This is a genomic window from Amycolatopsis sp. NPDC021455, from assembly GCF_040640995.1.
GTDB lineage: Bacteria > Actinomycetota > Actinomycetes > Mycobacteriales > Pseudonocardiaceae > Amycolatopsis.
Window position 1 is genome coordinate 65511 of record NZ_JBFACT010000028.1, and the last position, 14456, is coordinate 79966.

Consider the following 14456-nt stretch of genomic DNA (forward strand, 5'->3'; position numbering starts at 1 on the left):
TTGTATCGCTGCTCAAAGTCCTCCACGTGCCATCCGCTAGCGGACAGCCACCTCACGAGTCCTGTTGGAATACAACTTAGGACCACCTCCTTTCTCGTGTACTGCCACGCTAGGTGAAGTCCGCGGTGCCGTGCAACGTCATTTCACCGATCTCACTCCGCAGACCGGCTTTCCGCTGCTCGTGGAGGAAGGAGGCGTCGACGGCGTTCTGGGCGAGCCGGGCCAGCTCGGCCGCGGTGAGCCCGAGTGTCTCGGCGACGGCGACGTACTCGCCGGTGAGCGTGGTGCCGAACATCGGCGGGTCGTCGGTGTTGAGCGTCACCACGACGCCGTGGTCCAGCATCCGCCGCACCGGGTGCGCCGCGATGTCCGCGACCTGGCCGGTCCGCACGTTCGACGTCGGGCACGCTTCGAGCGGGATCCGGTGTGCCGCAAGGTGTTTCGAGCAGCACGGGGTCGGCCACGCAGCTGGTGCCGTGGCCGATCCGCTCGGCGCCGAGGTCGTGCAGCGCGGACCAGATGGTCGCCGGTCCGGTGGTCTCCCCGGCGTGCGGGACGCTGTGCAGCCCGGCTTCCCGCGCCCGCGTGAAGAACGGCTCGAACCGCGCCCGCCCGGCGCCCGGCTCCGGCCCGCCGAGCCCCAACGACACCAGGCCGTCAGGGCGTTCGCGCAGCGCGAACACGAGCGTCTCCTGCCCGGCCCGGACACCCTTCTCGCCCGGGATGTCGAAGCACCAGGCCAGTTCCACGCCCAGTTCGGCGGCGCGCGCCCGGCCGGTTTCGAGCCCGGTCAGCAGGTCGTCGCCGGACATGCCGTCGAGCAGGTGGTTGAAGGGCGTCACGGTGACTTCGGCGTAGCGGCAGTTGTGCGGGCGTGCGCGAACGCGCGCAGCGCCTGCCCGGTCAGGATTCCGGGCATGACGAAGCTCCCTGGGGGTTCGGGGAACGGTGACGGGCTCGTTCTCCTCAAACGCGCCTGCGGCTCAGGGAGCGAGGTCGCCGCGTTCGGTGTCGGCCCCGTAGAGCGGGAGCTTGAACGTCGTCACGCGCGCCGGCCTACTCCGGCGGGTACGGCCCGGCCTGGTCCTTCGGGCAGAACCACGTCGGCCGGCGCTGGACGTCGTGGCCCTGGGTGCCGACGAGGACCTTGCCGCCGCAGCGGAAGCAGCCCTGCCGGGTCCGCTCGTACACCCAGTTCTTCCGGTTGCGCTCGAGGTGGCCGGTGGTGCTCTGCTCGAAGCGCCCGGACGCGGCATTGGCCACCAGCAGCTTCCGGGCGAGCGCGACCGCGCGCGTGGCGTCCACTTCGGACACCGGTGTCCACGGCGTCACGCCGAGCAGGAAGGCGATCTCGCACTTGTAGAGGTTCCCCACGCCCGCCATCACGCGCTGGTCGAGCAGGGCGAGCCCGAGTTCGCGGGCCGGGTCCGCGGCGAGGGCCGCCGCCGCGCGCGCCGCGTGCTCGTCCGTCCACTGTGGATCGAGGAGGTCCGGTCCGAGGTGGGCGACGAGGTCGTGTTCCTTCGGTGTGGCCACGAGTTTGAGGTCGTGGACGCGGAACCCGATCACCTGGACGTCGGCCGCGGCCAGGATCACCCGGGCGTGGTGGGCGGGCCGCCGCCACTTCGCGCCCGCCGGGTAGACGTCCCACATGCCGTCCATCATCAGGTGCGAATGGAGGGTCAGCTCGCCGGAGAAGCGGGTGAACAGGTGCTTGCCGACCGTCCCGACGCCGAGCACCTCGCGCCCCGCGAGGTCCACAGTGGCCAGTTGCGGCACGCGGAACTCGCCACGCAGCAACGTCTTCCCGGCCAGTGCCCGGTCGAAGCGCTTGCCGACGAGGTAGACGGTGTCGCCTTCGGGCACGGCTCAGCTCGTGGTTTCGGGCACTTCGGCGGGCGCCTCGGGAGTCTCCGGCGCCGGGCCTTCGGGCCAGTCCGGGCCCTCGGCGTCCTCGCCGGCGATGCGGTGGCGGCCGGCCCGGTTGGAGCGCAGGATCTTCGCCAGCACCATGTTGAACGTCAGCGCGATCTCCTGCGCGCCGGGGGAGTGCCACTCGTGGATCGGGCTGCACGCGCCCTGCGCCTGCTGCACCGCCAGCCGGTCGGTGATCGCCGTCGGCATGACCAGCGAGCCGAAGTTCTCGCGCAGCTCGGCGATCCGGAACTGGTGCTCGTAGGAGCGCACCCGCAGCTTGTTCACCAGGACGCCGATCGGGCGCAGGTCCGGGTTCAGCTCCTTGCGGGTCTTCTCGATCGCCTCCAGGGCCCGCGACGCCCCGGCGACGGCGTACATCGTCGGCTCGGTGACGATGAGCGCGCTGTCCGCGGCGACCAGCGCCGACTTCGTCAGCCGGCCCAGCGACGGCGGGCAGTCCAGGATCACCAGCTCGTACGGCGTTTCGCGCAACGGCGTGCGGTGCAGCTCGTCCAGCGCGCGGGAGAAGTTCGCCAGCCGCTCGCTGTCGGCGTCCGGGTCGTTGAGCAGCTCCAGCTCTTCGGCGCCGACGAGGACGTCGACGTCCTCGCTCCAGACGCTCGGCGCGATCGCGCGTTCCAGCATCGCCCGGGTCGGGGTCTCGAGCACGTCCGCGAGGGTCGCGTCGGTGTAGGGCGGGTCGAGCGAGGTGGTGGCGTTGCCCTGCGGGTCGAGGTCGACCACGAGCGTCCGCGTGCCCCTACGCAAGGCGGCGGAGGCGATACCGAGAGCGACCGTCGTCTTGCCGACGCCTCCCTTGAGGCTGAGTACGGCGACCGTGTGCACGTTCACCAGCCTACGGGTGCGGGCGAAAGGCGCCGCCGGGCAAGGGCCGTTCACTCGAAGGGAGGAGGCCGGGAGGCGGGCGGGGGCGGGCACTACCCTGTGCGACATGAAGACGGAGACCGTGGCCGCCCGGGGTTCGGGTGCCGTCCGCCGGGTGCTCGAGGCCGAGATCGAGGCCGCCCGCGCCCGGGGCGCCGAGCACCCCCACGTCGTCGACGTGGGCGGCGGCAGCGGGGGCTGGGCGGTGCCGTTCGCGGCGGCCGGCTGCCGGGTGACGGTCGTGGAGCCGAGTCCGAACGCCCTGGCCACGCTGCAGCGGCGAGCCGAAGAGGTGGGCGTCTCCGGGCTGATCACGGTGATCGCGGACGACTCCGACGCGCTCGGCCGGCACGTCGAGGCCGGCTCGGCCGACCTCGTGCTGGCGCACGGGCTGCTCGAGATCGTCGACGACCCGGCCGCGGTGCTCGCGGCGCTGGCCACGGCGGTCGCGCCGGGTGGCGCGGTGTCGGTGCTGGTCGCGAACCGGCACGCGGCGGTGTTCCACCGCGCCCTGGCGGGCCGGGTCGACGAGGCGCGGCGGCTGCTCGAAAGCGCCGACGGGGTCGTCCCGGGCGACACGGTGCTGCGGCGCTTCTCCGCCTCCGGGCTCCGTGCCGATCTGGAGGCCGCCGGCCTCGAAGTGACGTCGCTGCAGGGCGACCGCGTGATCGCCGACCTGGTCACCGGCGACGTCCGGGACGACGAGCTGGCGGCGTTCGAGCGGGTCGCCGCGGGGACGCCGGTGCTGCGGGACATCGCCGGCCGGCTGCACGCGGTGGCGCGCCCGGCCTGAGCGGTGCCGCGACGCCATGAACGACTCGTTCAGGACGTCTGACGACAGGAACGAGTCGTTCAGGACGTCCGGGCGTCGTCCGGCACCGGTGATCCGGAATTGTCGGTGGTGGGCGGTAGCGTCCCCGGCGTGGGGCGAAATGCTGAGCTGCCGGGCGGGATGGGCCGGTTCCGGGTCCGGCCGGGGGAACCGCTGCCGGACGACACCGGGTGCGGGATGCTGCACGTCGACATGGACGCGTTCTTCGTGTCCGTCGAGCTGCGCACCCGGCCCGAGCTGGCCGACAAGCCGGTCGTCGTGTCCGGCGGCGGGCCGCGGGCGGTCGTGGCCGCCGCGAACTACCCGGCGCGGAAGTTCGGCGTGCGCTCGGCGATGCCGTTCTCGACGGCGAAGCGGCTGTGCCCGCACCTGATCAACATCCCGCCGACCCCGGGCCTCTACGGGTCGGTGTCCCGCGGGGTGATGGGCATCTTCCGCGAGCTGACGCCGCTGGTCGAACCCCTGAGCCTCGACGAGGCCTTCCTGGACGTCAGCGGCGCGTTGCGGCGCCTGGGCGCCACGCCGGCTTCGCTGGGCGCGGAGATCCGCTCGCGCGTCGCGGCCGAGCACGGGATCACCTGCTCGGTCGGCGTCGCGAAGGTCAAGTTCGTGGCCAAGCTCGCGTCGGGCATGGCGAAGCCGGACGGCATGGTCGTCGTGCCCGCGGCCGAAACCCTGGCGTTCCTGCACCCGCTGCCGGTGTCGGCGCTCTGGGGTGTCGGCGCGCGGACCGAGGAGCACCTGCGGCGCCTGGGCCTGGACACGATCGCCGACGTCGCCGCGTTCCCGCCCGAGCGGCTGAAGAAGTCGCTGGGGACGGCCGTCGGCGAGCACCTGTACCGGCTCGCGCACGGGATCGACGAGCGGTCGGTGGTGGTCGACTCGCCGGAGAAGTCGATCGGCGCCGAGCACACCTTCGACGTCGACCGGCACGACCGGGGCGAGCTGGGGCTGGAGCTGCTGCGGCTGGCCGAGCGGGTCGGCGCGACGCTGCGCGCGCGGGGCGTGCGCGGCCGGACCGTCTCGATCAAGGTCCGGTTCGCGGACTTCCGGACCATCACGCGGGCCCGGACGCTGGTTTCGGCCACCGACGTCGCGCGCGAGATCCACGCGGTCGCCGTGGCGTTGCTCACCGAGCACGCGCCGGCCGGCGCCGTTCGGCTGATCGGCGTCCGCGTCGAGGGGCTCGACACCGGGGAGGCGGGGGAGCAGCTGGTGTTCGACTCCCCGGCGCCGCGGTGGCGGGACGCCGAGGTCGCGGCCGACGTCGCGCGGTCGAAGTTCGGCTCCGCGGCGGTGCGGCCGGCCTCGCTGCTGGCGCCGCGGGAGCCGTGGTGACCGTCCGCAACCCCGATCCGGAGGGATTTAGCCCAATTCGATCCCTTCTGGATGCGGGATCGGGTAGTCGTGCGGGCGCGGGCCTCGTATCCTGGACAGTGCCACCCCGCCTGGGGTTGGCTGTTGGGTCCAGGACGTTGCGCGGCCCGGCGCCCGCGACAGCTGTGCCGGAGGAGGAAAGATGCCACTCTCCGAGCATGAGCAGCGGCTGCTCGATCAGATCGAGCGCGAGCTCTATGCCGAGGACCCCAAGTTCGCATCCACGGTGCGTGGCACCCGGTTGCGTCGCCCCGCTCGCCGACGGCGTATTCAGGGCATCGCCCTGTTCGTAGTGGGCGTGGCCCTGCTGGTGCTGGGCGTGGTGGTGCCGCAGTTCCGGGTGGCCGACATCCCGCTGATCAGCGTGCTCGGGTTCCTCGTGATGTTCTTCGGGGTCATGATGGCCGTCACATCGATTCGGCACGGCGCCGACGGGGACGGCAAGGGTGGTGGATCCGGTTCCCGGGGCAAGCAGCCGGGCCGCCGGAGCTCCTTCACCCAGCGCATGGAGGAGCGCTTCCGCCAGCGTTTCGAGGAACAGTAGCGCCGCAAGACCACGAGATCCGCGTCCCGCCACCCGGCCGGACGCGGATCTTCTTGTGTGCTCTTCCGGCCCCGTCGGCTCGCCCCGCCCCGCGGTGACAGCGGGTGACCCCCACGCGGGTGAGCCTCGTGATCACGGGGTCGGCACGCGTGATTCAGGAGTCGACACGCGTGATTAGAGGGTCGACACGCGTTTGCCGGAGTGTCGACCCTCCCATCACGCGTGCTGACCCTTCAATCACGCGTCAGTCGCGGTTGCGGAAGACCGAGCGGGGGAACAGGCGGCCCTTCCAGGACATCGGTGCGTTGCGGCGCAGGCTGCGGCGCAGGCTCTCGAACGCCGGGGGCAGCTCGGGCTGGGGGGCGTCGTCCTCGCCGTACCAGGACCGCTCCAGCACGCCGATGACCGTTCGCAGGCCTTCGCGGCCTTCGTCGTCGAGGTGGTGCTTCGCGGCCAGTTTCTGGCCCGCCACCCGGACCGTGTCGCTGGTCGGGATGGGCAGGCCGCGGTCGGCGCACTCGGCGCGCAGCTCGTCCCACGCGGCGTCGGCCGCGCCGGACTGCTGACGGAGGATCCGCTGCAGCCGCCGTCGCCGGACGGCCTCCCGGAGCATGGCCGGGCCCGCGAACAGCACCAGCACCAGCGCCACCAGGACACCCAGCCACCACGCCACGGTCGCCGCCAGGAAGCCGAGCGCGGCGATCCAGAGCCCCGCCGCCAGCAGCGGCAGCCAGCCCACCGACGCCTGGAGCCGGGACGGCGCCACCGCGGGCGCCTCTTCCCGGACGAGCAGCGAACCCTCGCTCCGCTCGGCGGCCGGGTCGCCGGGGTTCGTCGGCGTGGCGCCTCGCCGGCGGAAGTCGGTGATCAGCCGGCGCACGATCATCTCCGCGACCAGCGCGGCGAGGCCGAGCAGGGCCAGGGCGATCGCCAGGTTCGTGAGCCAGTCGTCGCTGCCGGTCGCCTGCTTCGCGTCCTGCTGCGTCTGCGTGTTCTGGCCCGGGTCCCGCGGCACGCCGGTCGGCGGGGCGCTCGACTGGACCGTGCTCGGCGCCACCTGCGTGTCGTCCGGCTGGTTGCCGTCCTGGGCGCCGGCCTGCAGGTACGACGGGGTGATGCCGCGGCCGTCCGACAGCGGCGTCGGGTCGAACGTCACCCAGCCCTTGCCGCCGAAGTACGCCTCGACCCACGCGTGCGCGTCCTGGGTGGTGATCGACAGGTAGTCGTTGACCTGGACGCCCGGGGTGAAGCCGATGGCCACCCGCGACGGGATGCCCGCCACCCGCAGCATCACGCCCATCGCCGACGCGAACTGCTCGCAGAAGCCGCGTTTGCCGTTGAGGATGAAGTCGGCGAGCGCGTCGGAGTCGTTCGCCGGCGCGGTCTTCGTGTCGTAGACGAACCCGTTCTGCGCCGTGAAGTACCGCCAGATCGCCGTGGCCCGGTCGAAGTCGTTCGACGCGCCGGCGATCAGCTGCTCGGTCTTCGCCTTGACGCGGTCGTCGACCCGCTCGATCTCGGTGTAGCGCGGCGGCAGGTCGTCGACGCGCGGGGTCACGCGCAGCTCCTGGGCCGTGGGTTCCTTCAGCGACGCGTATTCGGTGTAGGACGGCGGCGCCTCGCTGCGGGTGGTGAACACCGTGCCGCTGACCTGGTCGTAGAGGTAGCCGCTGCCCGCGCCGTCGATGACCCGCGGCGCGCCGTACACCGGCAGCCAGTTGTCCCGCCAGCTCGTCGGCTCGACGTCGATCTTGCGCGCGGAGCCGGTGCCGTCGTCGCCGGGTGCGAGCGGCAGCTGCGGCCCGACCTGGACGCCCTGCTGCGAACGGCCTTCGTCGTGCAGGCCCCAGCCTTTGTTGGGGTAGTAGGTGTCCAGCGTCATCGCGCGCAGCAGCCGCCGGTCGGTGCCGAGGCCGCGGACCTTGAACAGCTCGCGGTTGGTCCCCTGGTCGAGCATGCCCCGCAGCTCGGTGAACGGCTGGATGCCGAACCCGCCGGACCCGCCGCCGGGGCCGTTGCCGCCCTCGCCGAACGGGATCCGCCCGACCGTGCCGACCCACGTGATCGCCCCGCCGAACAGGCCGAGCACGATCGCCGCGCAGACCACCGCGACCGGCGCGGACAGCACGCCCGGCTTGCCGCTGCGGCCCGGCGCTTCCCGGGTGCGCCAGCGGCGGTGCCGGTGGTTGCCGTCGACGGCGAGCAACGCGGCGAAGGCCGCGCCGCCGAGCAGGAACGTCCACCACGGCAGCATTTCCTCGCTCAGCGCGGCCGGCACGGCGTAGACGCAGAGCAGCACGAGCCCGGTCGCGGCGGGCGCCGCGGCGGACACCGTCAGCGTGTCGACCAGGACGGCGACCAGGCCGACGAGGATCGTCACCAGGCACAGGATCGGCTGGCTGCCCTCGACCGGCGGCAGCCCCACCCGGATCTGCTCGGCGGCGGCCGAAAGCGTGGTCCCGATCTCGCCGAACGCCTCCGGGCCGGGGATGACCTGCAGGATCCCGTGCGTGGTGAAGGCCCCGGTGATGAGGAAGAGCAGGACGATCAGCTGGCCCAGGCCGACCAGGACGGTCGGCACCTGCAGCGAGCGCAACGCCAGCCCGGTCGCGGCGATCAGCAGGACCGCGACGAACAGGTAGCCGAACCAGGCCAGCCCGGACACGACGCTCGTCACCGACGTCGCCGCGCAGAGCGTCGCGACCCCGGCGGCGACCGGGGCCAGGACGCTGCTGCGCCAGGCCGAAAGCGGGCGCTGCGGCCGGGGCGCGGGCCGGTCGAACTTGCGCGGCGGCGCCGCGGTGCTCATCGCAGACCGCCGATCAGCGTGCCCCGGCTCGCGCCGCTGCGGCACAGCTCGGCCCACACCTGCGGCATGGGGGAGCCGGGGCCGGCGACGACCACGCCCCAGCCCGCCGCGCGCAGCAGCGCGGCGGAGTCTTCGGTGGCGGCGGCCCGCTGCTGCGGCGCGGTCACCCCGGCCGACCACGTGGGCGTGTCGAGCAGGACGGCGAGGCTGCGGATGCCGCGCGGGCGGTACTGGGTCAGCTCGTGGACGGCCTCGGTGCTGACCGTGCCGAGGACGGCGATCAGCTCCTGGCCGTCGGCCGGGTCGCCGGCCAGCGTGATGTCGCGCTGGTGCGCGGGCTGCAGGGCGGCCAGCGCGTCGAGCACGACGTGGTCGTAGTGGTCACCGCCGTCGCCCGGGGTGTCGGCGAGGGTGACGCCGTGCTCGCTGACCAGCCGGACGCGGTGCCCGGACCGGCGCAGGTGCAGCGCGGCCGACCCGGCGAAGGACACCGCCCACTCCAGGCTGGCGGCCGGGCCGGAGCCGTGGTGCGCGGCGGCGCGGTGGTCGAGCAGCACCGTGGTGCCGCCACGCCAGGGCCGTTCCTCGACGCGCACCATGATCTCGTCGCGGCGGGCGGTCGAGCGCCAGTGCACCTTCCGCAGGTCGTCGCCCTGGCGGTACTGGCGGACGATCACGTCGGCCTCGCCCTGCCCGGCGTGCAGCCGGACCGTGCCGTCGTCGCCGACGCCGATGCCGGCGCCGCTCGGCAGGCCCCACAGCGGGACCACGCGCGGGACGACGACGAGCCGGGAATGCCCGATCAGCTCGCGCTCGAACTCGCAGAGCCCGAACGGGTCGGTGATGGTCGCCCGCAGCGGCCCGACCTGCTGGATCCCGCGCAGCACGGGCTGCAGGGGATAGCGCAGGGCGACACGGCGGTCGTGCGGGAGCCGTTCGACGACGAACCGCGGCCGCGACCCCAGCGCGTACGGCACGCCGTCTTCCAGGAGGATCTCGCCGGCCGGGAGCCGGCCGCTGCGCCACAGTTCGAGCTGGACCTCGCCGTTGCCGCCGACGGCGACCCGCTGGGGGCGCAGCGCGCGGGTGGCGCCGATGCGCAGCCGGGTCGCCGAGATGAACGCGGCGACCAGCAGCGGCAGGGCCACCACGAACACCGCGACCCGCAGCAGGTCGCGTTCGTTGAGCACCAGCGAGCACACCGCGGCGGCGATCCCCGCGGCCAGGAGGCAGCGGCCGCGGGTGGTCAGGCCGGACAGGGCACGCAGCATGCCGTCCTCTTCTTCTCTCCGCCCGGCTACTGCCGGGAGCCCTGCGGCACCGGGACCCGGTGCAGCACCGCGCGCACGACGTCGGTCGCCGACCGGCGCGCGGCGTGGGCCTCGGTGGTCAGCACCAGGCGGTGCGCCAGGACCGGGACCGCGACCGTGTGCAGGTCGTCGGGCACGACGTAGTCGCGGCCCGACAGCGCCGCCTGCGCCCGCGCGGCGCGGACGAGGTGCAGCGTGGCCCGCGGGGACGCGCCGAGGCGGATCTCCGGGACCTGGCGGGTGGCCGCGACGACGTCGACGGCGTACCGGCGGACCTCCGGGGCGATGTGCACGCCGCGGACGGTCTCGATCAGCCGGTGCACGGTCTGGCCGTCGGACACCGGCTGCAGCTCTTCGAGCGGGTTGTGGCCGGAGTGCTCGTCGACCATGGCCAGCTCGGCCTGCTGGTCGGGGTAGCCGATGGAGACGCGCGCGGTGAACCGGTCCCGCTGGGCTTCGGGCAGCGCGTAGGTGCCTTCCATCTCGATCGGGTTCTGGGTGGCGATCACCATGAACGGCTGTTCGAGGCGGTAGGTCGAGGTGTCGACGGTGACCTGGTGCTCTTCCATGCACTCCAGCAGCGCCGACTGCGTCTTCGGCGAGGCGCGGTTGATCTCGTCGCCCACGACGATGTTGGCGAACACCGGGCCGGGGCGGAAGTCGAACTCGCCGGACTGGCGGTTGTAGATGGAGACGCCGGTGACGTCGCTCGGCAGCAGGTCCGGGGTGAACTGGATGCGGCTGACCGTGCAGTCGATCGACCTCGCGAGGGCCTTGGCCAGCGACGTCTTGCCGACGCCGGGCACGTCCTCGACGAGGAGGTGGCCTTCGGCGAGCAGGGTGACCAGGGCGATCCGGATGACGTCGGGTTTGCCGACGAGCACCCGCTCCACGTTGGCGGCGATCCGCCGGGCGGTCTCGTGCAGTTCGTCCAGCGGCACTCTGCCGGAGCGGCCGGGGGACCGGCCGTTGACCGAGGACTCCGCCGGGTAGGGCGGTCGCTCGGATGCCTGCTCGCCCGATCCGGGCGCCGCAGACTGGATTCTCGACGTCACTCGACCTCCTGGTGGCGCATGGCCGCGCGCACTGTGCGCACCGCCGGGCCGAACGGCCCCCTCGCTGCTGTCCGCGCGCAGCGACCAGCGTTCCACCCAGTGTGTCAAACCCGGGCTAACCGGGGGGCGGAACCCCGCGATGCTCTTCGGCACTGCGGTCAGTGACCCTGCGCAAGCAGCGACGATACCCCGATCGGGTGTCTTGTCACCCGATTCTGGGTGCTCCCGCTGACCCCCTGCTCTGTCGTATGCTGCGGTTCGAGGTCGCTCGGCTACGGAGAGGCGTAACCGCATTATGAGCGAGGTGCGAACGCAGTCGTTCGACGTCCGCGGCTTCGCGGTCGCGCCCGAGCTGGCCACGGACGCGTACACGAAGCTCGGCGAGCTGCAGGACGTCGTCGGCGAGATGGTCCGTGAGGCCAAGGTGCTCGGCCGGACCGTGCCGCTCGGCGGCGGGTACGCCGGGGAGATCGGCGCGTTCATGGCCGAGTACGGCATCGGCGGGCAGGGCTCGGCCGTCCAGCAGCTGACCGCGTTCGGCAAGGAGCTCGAGACGCTCAAGCGCCGGATCGGCGCCGCGCTGGCGAAGTACCAGCACGCCGACGAGCAGGCGGCGGACGGCGTGGACTGCTCGGGGGGCTGAGCGCGTGCGGAAGAAGTCCCTGTGGGCGCCGGCGGTGCTGCTCGCGCTCGCGGGCTGCGGGCACCAGCCGGAGGCGGGCGCCGTCGGGCACGCCTCGACGCACGCTTCGACGTCACCGGCGCCTCCGCCCGTCGCGTGGACCGGCCTGGCCGCGATCGACCCCTGCACGCTGCTCACCCCGCAGGACCGGTCGGCCGCCGGGGTGAGCGTGCTCGGCAAGCCCAAGGACATCGCCGGGGCCCGCGCCTGCGACTGGACCGTGCCCGGCACCTTCGGCGTCACGGTCACCCTCAGCGAGACCGACGGCCTGGCCGACCTCGAGGTCGCGAAGAAGACCGCCACGAGGACGAAGGTCGGCGCGCACCCGGCGTTGCAGGTGGCGGACAAGAAGGCCGCCGACGGCACCTGCGCCGTGCTGCTCGGCGTCGGCGACACGGCCAGCGTCCAGATCGACGTCAGCAACACCGGCTTCTCGGACACCCCGCTCGCCTGCCGCCGCGCGGGCACGGTGGCCGGACTGGTCGAACCGAAACTGCCCTGACGGAGGTGCGCCGTGCCCGAACCCCCTGTTCCCACCGCGCGGTACGAGTCCTACAGCCACGAGGCGATGGCCGCCGAGGTCGAGCAGGGCAACGACCCGGCCGCCGCGGGCGAGGCGGGCGCGCGCTGGGAGGGGCTGGCGAAACGGCTGCAGGAGTCGACCGCCGGCCTCGCCGCCCTCGTCGCCTCCTCGGAGGAGACCTGGCGGGGCGAGGCGGGTGACGCGGCGCGGGTGGCACTGGACCGGGCCACGCGGTGGCTCGGGCACTCGGCCGCCGTCTCGGCGTCGGTGGGCCGCGCGGTCGGCGCGCAGGCGGAGGCGGCCGCGCGGGCCCGGGCCGACATGCCGCCACCGGTGGCCTACGACCCGGCGGCGATGATCCGGGACGCCGCCTCTTCGGGGAACGTGCTCGTCCTGGCCGGGCTGGCCGACGAGATGGCGGCCCGCCGCGCCGAAGCGGAAGCCGCGCGGCAGAAGGCGATCGACGTCATGCGGGCGCGGGACGCGGCGTTGCGCGGCCACGTGCCCGCCGAGGCGTTCCCGGCCCCGCCGGCGCTGGGGCGGGCTTGATCCGCGTCTCCGCGTCGGCGTTCGACGTCCTCTGGACCGACCTCGGCCACGACCGCCCGCCGGAGCCGCTGACCGTCCGCAGCGTCGGCGCGACCGACGAGGAACGCGCCGAGGTGCGGAAAGCGGTGTACGCGAACCTCGCCGAGCGCGGGCTCTACGACGGTTCCTTGGAACCTGCGCTGGCTTCGCGGCTGGAGCTCCTCGCCTCGGCAGAGGTCTTCGTCGCGTGCGAGGCGCTGGCGGACATGACGGCGTCGACGCCGTTCCGCGCGGTGACGGCGGTCCGCGGCCGCCGTGGTGTGCTGGCGACCCAGCCGGAGCAGACGATCGGCCTGGACACCATCGGCGACGGCGAGCTGTGCACGGCGCTGGTCGACGTACTCCCGGAGCTGACGGCCGGCCCCGGCTACGGGATCAACCTGCCCTCGTCGGCAGTCTCGGCCGGTTCGCGATCGGCGTCCGCGCAGCTGGAGGAGATGCGGGCGATCCAGGCCCGGCCGGTGTACGCGGCGGGCCAGTTCAGCGTGAGCCGCCGGTCCGGCACGGGCCGCGTCGAGCGGCTCGGTGGCCTGACGTGGTTCGACACCGACGTCGGCGCGTACTGCGCGACGAAGACCCGGGGCCGCGGCGGGACGGACTGGGTCACGGTGAGCCCGGTGGACAGCACCCGCCTGGCGGCCCGCGTCGCCGCCCTCCTCACCCCGGAATCCTGAGCGCGCCCGCTTGTCTTGAACGACTCGTTCCTGTCGTCAGACGTCTTGAACGAGTCGTTCACGACGTCCGGCCAGGATCACCGGAGGGCGCGGACGGGCTGCCGCGGAGCGGTAGGCGGAGACGAGGTCGCCCGCGACGGCGCGGGGCTCGCTCAGCAGACGGCTGGGCACTGTCTGCACCACCGCGACGCCGGCTGCGGCGTACCGGTTGTTCCTGGCCAGGGTCGCGGCGTAGCCGGGTTGTCCGAAGTGGAACTCGTAGGAGTCGATTTCCCAGGCCAGGGCCACGTCGTCCCACCAAGCATCGGGGGTCGCGAGGTAACCGCCGCGGTCGTCGTGGAGCTCGAAGTTCCAGACTGGTTCGGGCAGCCCGGTACGGCGCCAAACGGCCATGGCTTCGGCTTCCGCGGCCGACCGGGCGCCGGAGACGATTTCCTGGAGCACCGCACGGGGCAGCGCGGTTCCTCGCCTGCTGCCGGTCTCCAGTTCCGCGGCCAGCTCGGCCGGATCGACCCCGAGCTGCTGCACCGCTTCGGCGAGCAGAGCCCGGATCGGCGGACGTTCGCGCAGGCGCCGGCACTCGTCCAGCACCGAGCGGACGGCCGGAGCCAGCGGAAGCCCGTCCTGCCGCACCGGGTCGGGCATCCGCTTGGTCCGCTCGACGAGGACGTAGCCGCTGCTGGTGGTCTTCAGATGCAGTGGCAGGAGGAGATGGATCGGTTCGCCCTGGCGGACACCGCGCTTCAGTCCTTGCCTGCGGAGCGATTCCAGGCCGGTGACCACCGCCCGGTCGCCACAGTGCAGGAGAGCGCCTTCGGTCAGCTGCCGCCGCGTGGGTTCGCCGGTGCGGAGGAGCACGACGCCGGGCAGTAGCCGTTGCCACGGCCCGCCGGGGAGGCAGCGCCGGTAGCTGGTTCGCGGGGGTACGCCCAAGGACTCCAAGCGCGCCACAGTGATCACGCCCCGTCGGCTGGCCGCGAAAAGTGCCTCCGCGTCGCGTGTCCAAGATCTTCTCGTCACTGATCGATCCTGACTCGCCTGAGGCACGCGAACCAGAGCTTTCCGTGATCTGTGGACTACTCCGCGCGACTCGAGGCGGCTGTGGACAACTCGGCGGCTGGGGAATGTCCTGAACGACTCTTTCAGGACATCAGACGTCCTGAAAGAGTCGTTCAGGACATTCGGGCCGTCCCCACTGGGCCCCACCGCGGTGCCCCACCGGGCCCCACAGGGGGTGGGGTGGGTTCTTTCGCGGCCGTT

At 73.1% G+C, this 14456-nt stretch carries 13 protein-coding genes and 1 pseudogene; 7 read left to right on the top strand and 7 right to left on the bottom strand.

What is annotated here, in order from left to right:
- Window positions 1–109 precede the first annotated feature (109 nt).
- From AB0G28_RS27575 to AB0G28_RS27585, 3 genes and pseudogenes are all read right to left on the bottom strand, one after another.
- Window positions 110–869, bottom strand: a pseudogene (locus tag AB0G28_RS27575) (adenosine deaminase family protein); the annotation flags it as partial.
- Window positions 870–1056: 187 nt separating this feature from the next.
- The gene (locus AB0G28_RS27580) at window positions 1057–1866 is read right to left on the bottom strand and encodes a DNA-formamidopyrimidine glycosylase family protein (protein ID WP_361094914.1); all 810 of its coding nucleotides are present in this window, start codon (window positions 1864–1866) and stop codon (window positions 1057–1059) included.
- A gap of 3 nt (window positions 1867–1869) precedes the next feature.
- Entirely contained in the window at window positions 1870–2763 is an 894-nt protein-coding gene (locus tag AB0G28_RS27585) for a ParA family protein (protein ID WP_361094917.1), read from the bottom strand.
- A 106-nt stretch (window positions 2764–2869) separates the two neighbouring features.
- Here AB0G28_RS27585 and AB0G28_RS27590 point away from each other — a divergent pair, with 106 nt between their 5' ends.
- The 3 genes from AB0G28_RS27590 to AB0G28_RS27600 all read left to right on the top strand — a co-directional run bounded on the left by AB0G28_RS27590 (window position 2870) and on the right by AB0G28_RS27600 (window position 5555).
- Entirely contained in the window at window positions 2870–3595 is a 726-nt protein-coding gene (locus AB0G28_RS27590; protein WP_361094920.1) for a methyltransferase domain-containing protein, read from the top strand.
- Between the two features lie 159 nt (window positions 3596–3754).
- On the top strand, window positions 3755–4972 hold the full coding sequence (dinB, locus tag AB0G28_RS27595) for a DNA polymerase IV (RefSeq protein ID WP_361095024.1): 1218 nt from the start codon (window positions 3755–3757) through the stop codon (window positions 4970–4972).
- 181 nt (window positions 4973–5153) lie between these two features.
- Window positions 5154–5555 carry a DUF3040 domain-containing protein gene (locus AB0G28_RS27600; RefSeq protein ID WP_361094923.1) on the top strand — a complete coding sequence of 134 codons (402 nt, stop codon included), beginning with the start codon at window positions 5154–5156 and terminating at the stop codon, window positions 5553–5555.
- A 244-nt stretch (window positions 5556–5799) separates the two neighbouring features.
- Here AB0G28_RS27600 and AB0G28_RS27605 read toward each other — a convergent pair whose 3' ends face one another.
- Genes AB0G28_RS27605 through AB0G28_RS27615 form a run of 3 tightly spaced genes read right to left on the bottom strand, consistent with a single transcriptional unit; the run spans window position 5800 to window position 10729 of the window.
- Window positions 5800–8364, bottom strand: a complete 2565-nt coding sequence (locus AB0G28_RS27605) for a DUF3488 and transglutaminase-like domain-containing protein (protein WP_361094926.1) — start codon at window positions 8362–8364, stop codon at window positions 5800–5802.
- The gene (locus tag AB0G28_RS27610; RefSeq protein ID WP_361094929.1) at window positions 8361–9635 is read right to left on the bottom strand and encodes a DUF58 domain-containing protein; all 1275 of its coding nucleotides are present in this window, start codon (window positions 9633–9635) and stop codon (window positions 8361–8363) included. The genes AB0G28_RS27605 and AB0G28_RS27610 overlap by 4 nt, the downstream gene beginning before the upstream one ends.
- Window positions 9636–9661: 26 nt before the next feature.
- Entirely contained in the window at window positions 9662–10729 is a 1068-nt protein-coding gene (locus AB0G28_RS27615; protein ID WP_361094932.1) for a MoxR family ATPase, read from the bottom strand.
- Window positions 10730–11024: 295 nt separating this feature from the next.
- On the opposite strand from AB0G28_RS27615, the gene AB0G28_RS27620 reads away from it, so the two are divergent.
- Genes AB0G28_RS27620 through AB0G28_RS27635 form a run of 4 tightly spaced genes read left to right on the top strand, consistent with a single transcriptional unit; the run spans window position 11025 to window position 13196 of the window.
- Window positions 11025–11372 carry a hypothetical protein gene (locus AB0G28_RS27620; RefSeq protein WP_361094935.1) on the top strand — a complete coding sequence of 116 codons (348 nt, stop codon included), beginning with the start codon at window positions 11025–11027 and terminating at the stop codon, window positions 11370–11372.
- 4 nt (window positions 11373–11376) lie between these two features.
- Complete coding sequence (locus tag AB0G28_RS27625; RefSeq protein ID WP_361094938.1) at window positions 11377–11913, top strand: DUF3558 domain-containing protein; 537 nt, start codon at window positions 11377–11379, stop codon at window positions 11911–11913.
- 12 nt (window positions 11914–11925) lie between these two features.
- On the top strand, window positions 11926–12483 hold the full coding sequence (locus tag AB0G28_RS27630; protein WP_361094941.1) for a PPE domain-containing protein: 558 nt from the start codon (window positions 11926–11928) through the stop codon (window positions 12481–12483).
- The gene (locus AB0G28_RS27635) at window positions 12480–13196 is read left to right on the top strand and encodes an ESX secretion-associated protein EspG (protein WP_361094944.1); all 717 of its coding nucleotides are present in this window, start codon (window positions 12480–12482) and stop codon (window positions 13194–13196) included. Before AB0G28_RS27630 ends, AB0G28_RS27635 begins: the two co-directional genes overlap by 4 nt.
- Before the next feature lie 36 nt (window positions 13197–13232).
- Here the strand turns inward: AB0G28_RS27635 and AB0G28_RS27640 are convergent, their stop codons facing one another.
- A complete protein-coding gene (locus tag AB0G28_RS27640) occupies window positions 13233–14216 on the bottom strand; it encodes a hypothetical protein (protein ID WP_361094947.1) in 984 nt (327 codons plus the stop codon).
- Between the last annotated feature and the right edge of the window lie 240 nt (window positions 14217–14456).

Coding starts and splice junctions, on each gene's coding strand:
- AB0G28_RS27590 (WP_361094920.1), top strand. CDS start 2,870: ATGAAGACGGAGACCGTGGCCGCCCGGGGTTCGGGTGCCGTCCGCCGG.
- dinB (WP_361095024.1), top strand. CDS start 3,755: ATGGGCCGGTTCCGGGTCCGGCCGGGGGAACCGCTGCCGGACGACACC.
- AB0G28_RS27600 (WP_361094923.1), top strand. CDS start 5,154: ATGCCACTCTCCGAGCATGAGCAGCGGCTGCTCGATCAGATCGAGCGC.
- AB0G28_RS27605 (WP_361094926.1), bottom strand. CDS start 8,364: ATGAGCACCGCGGCGCCGCCGCGCAAGTTCGACCGGCCCGCGCCCCGG.
- AB0G28_RS27610 (WP_361094929.1), bottom strand. CDS start 9,635: ATGCTGCGTGCCCTGTCCGGCCTGACCACCCGCGGCCGCTGCCTCCTG.
- AB0G28_RS27620 (WP_361094935.1), top strand. CDS start 11,025: ATGAGCGAGGTGCGAACGCAGTCGTTCGACGTCCGCGGCTTCGCGGTC.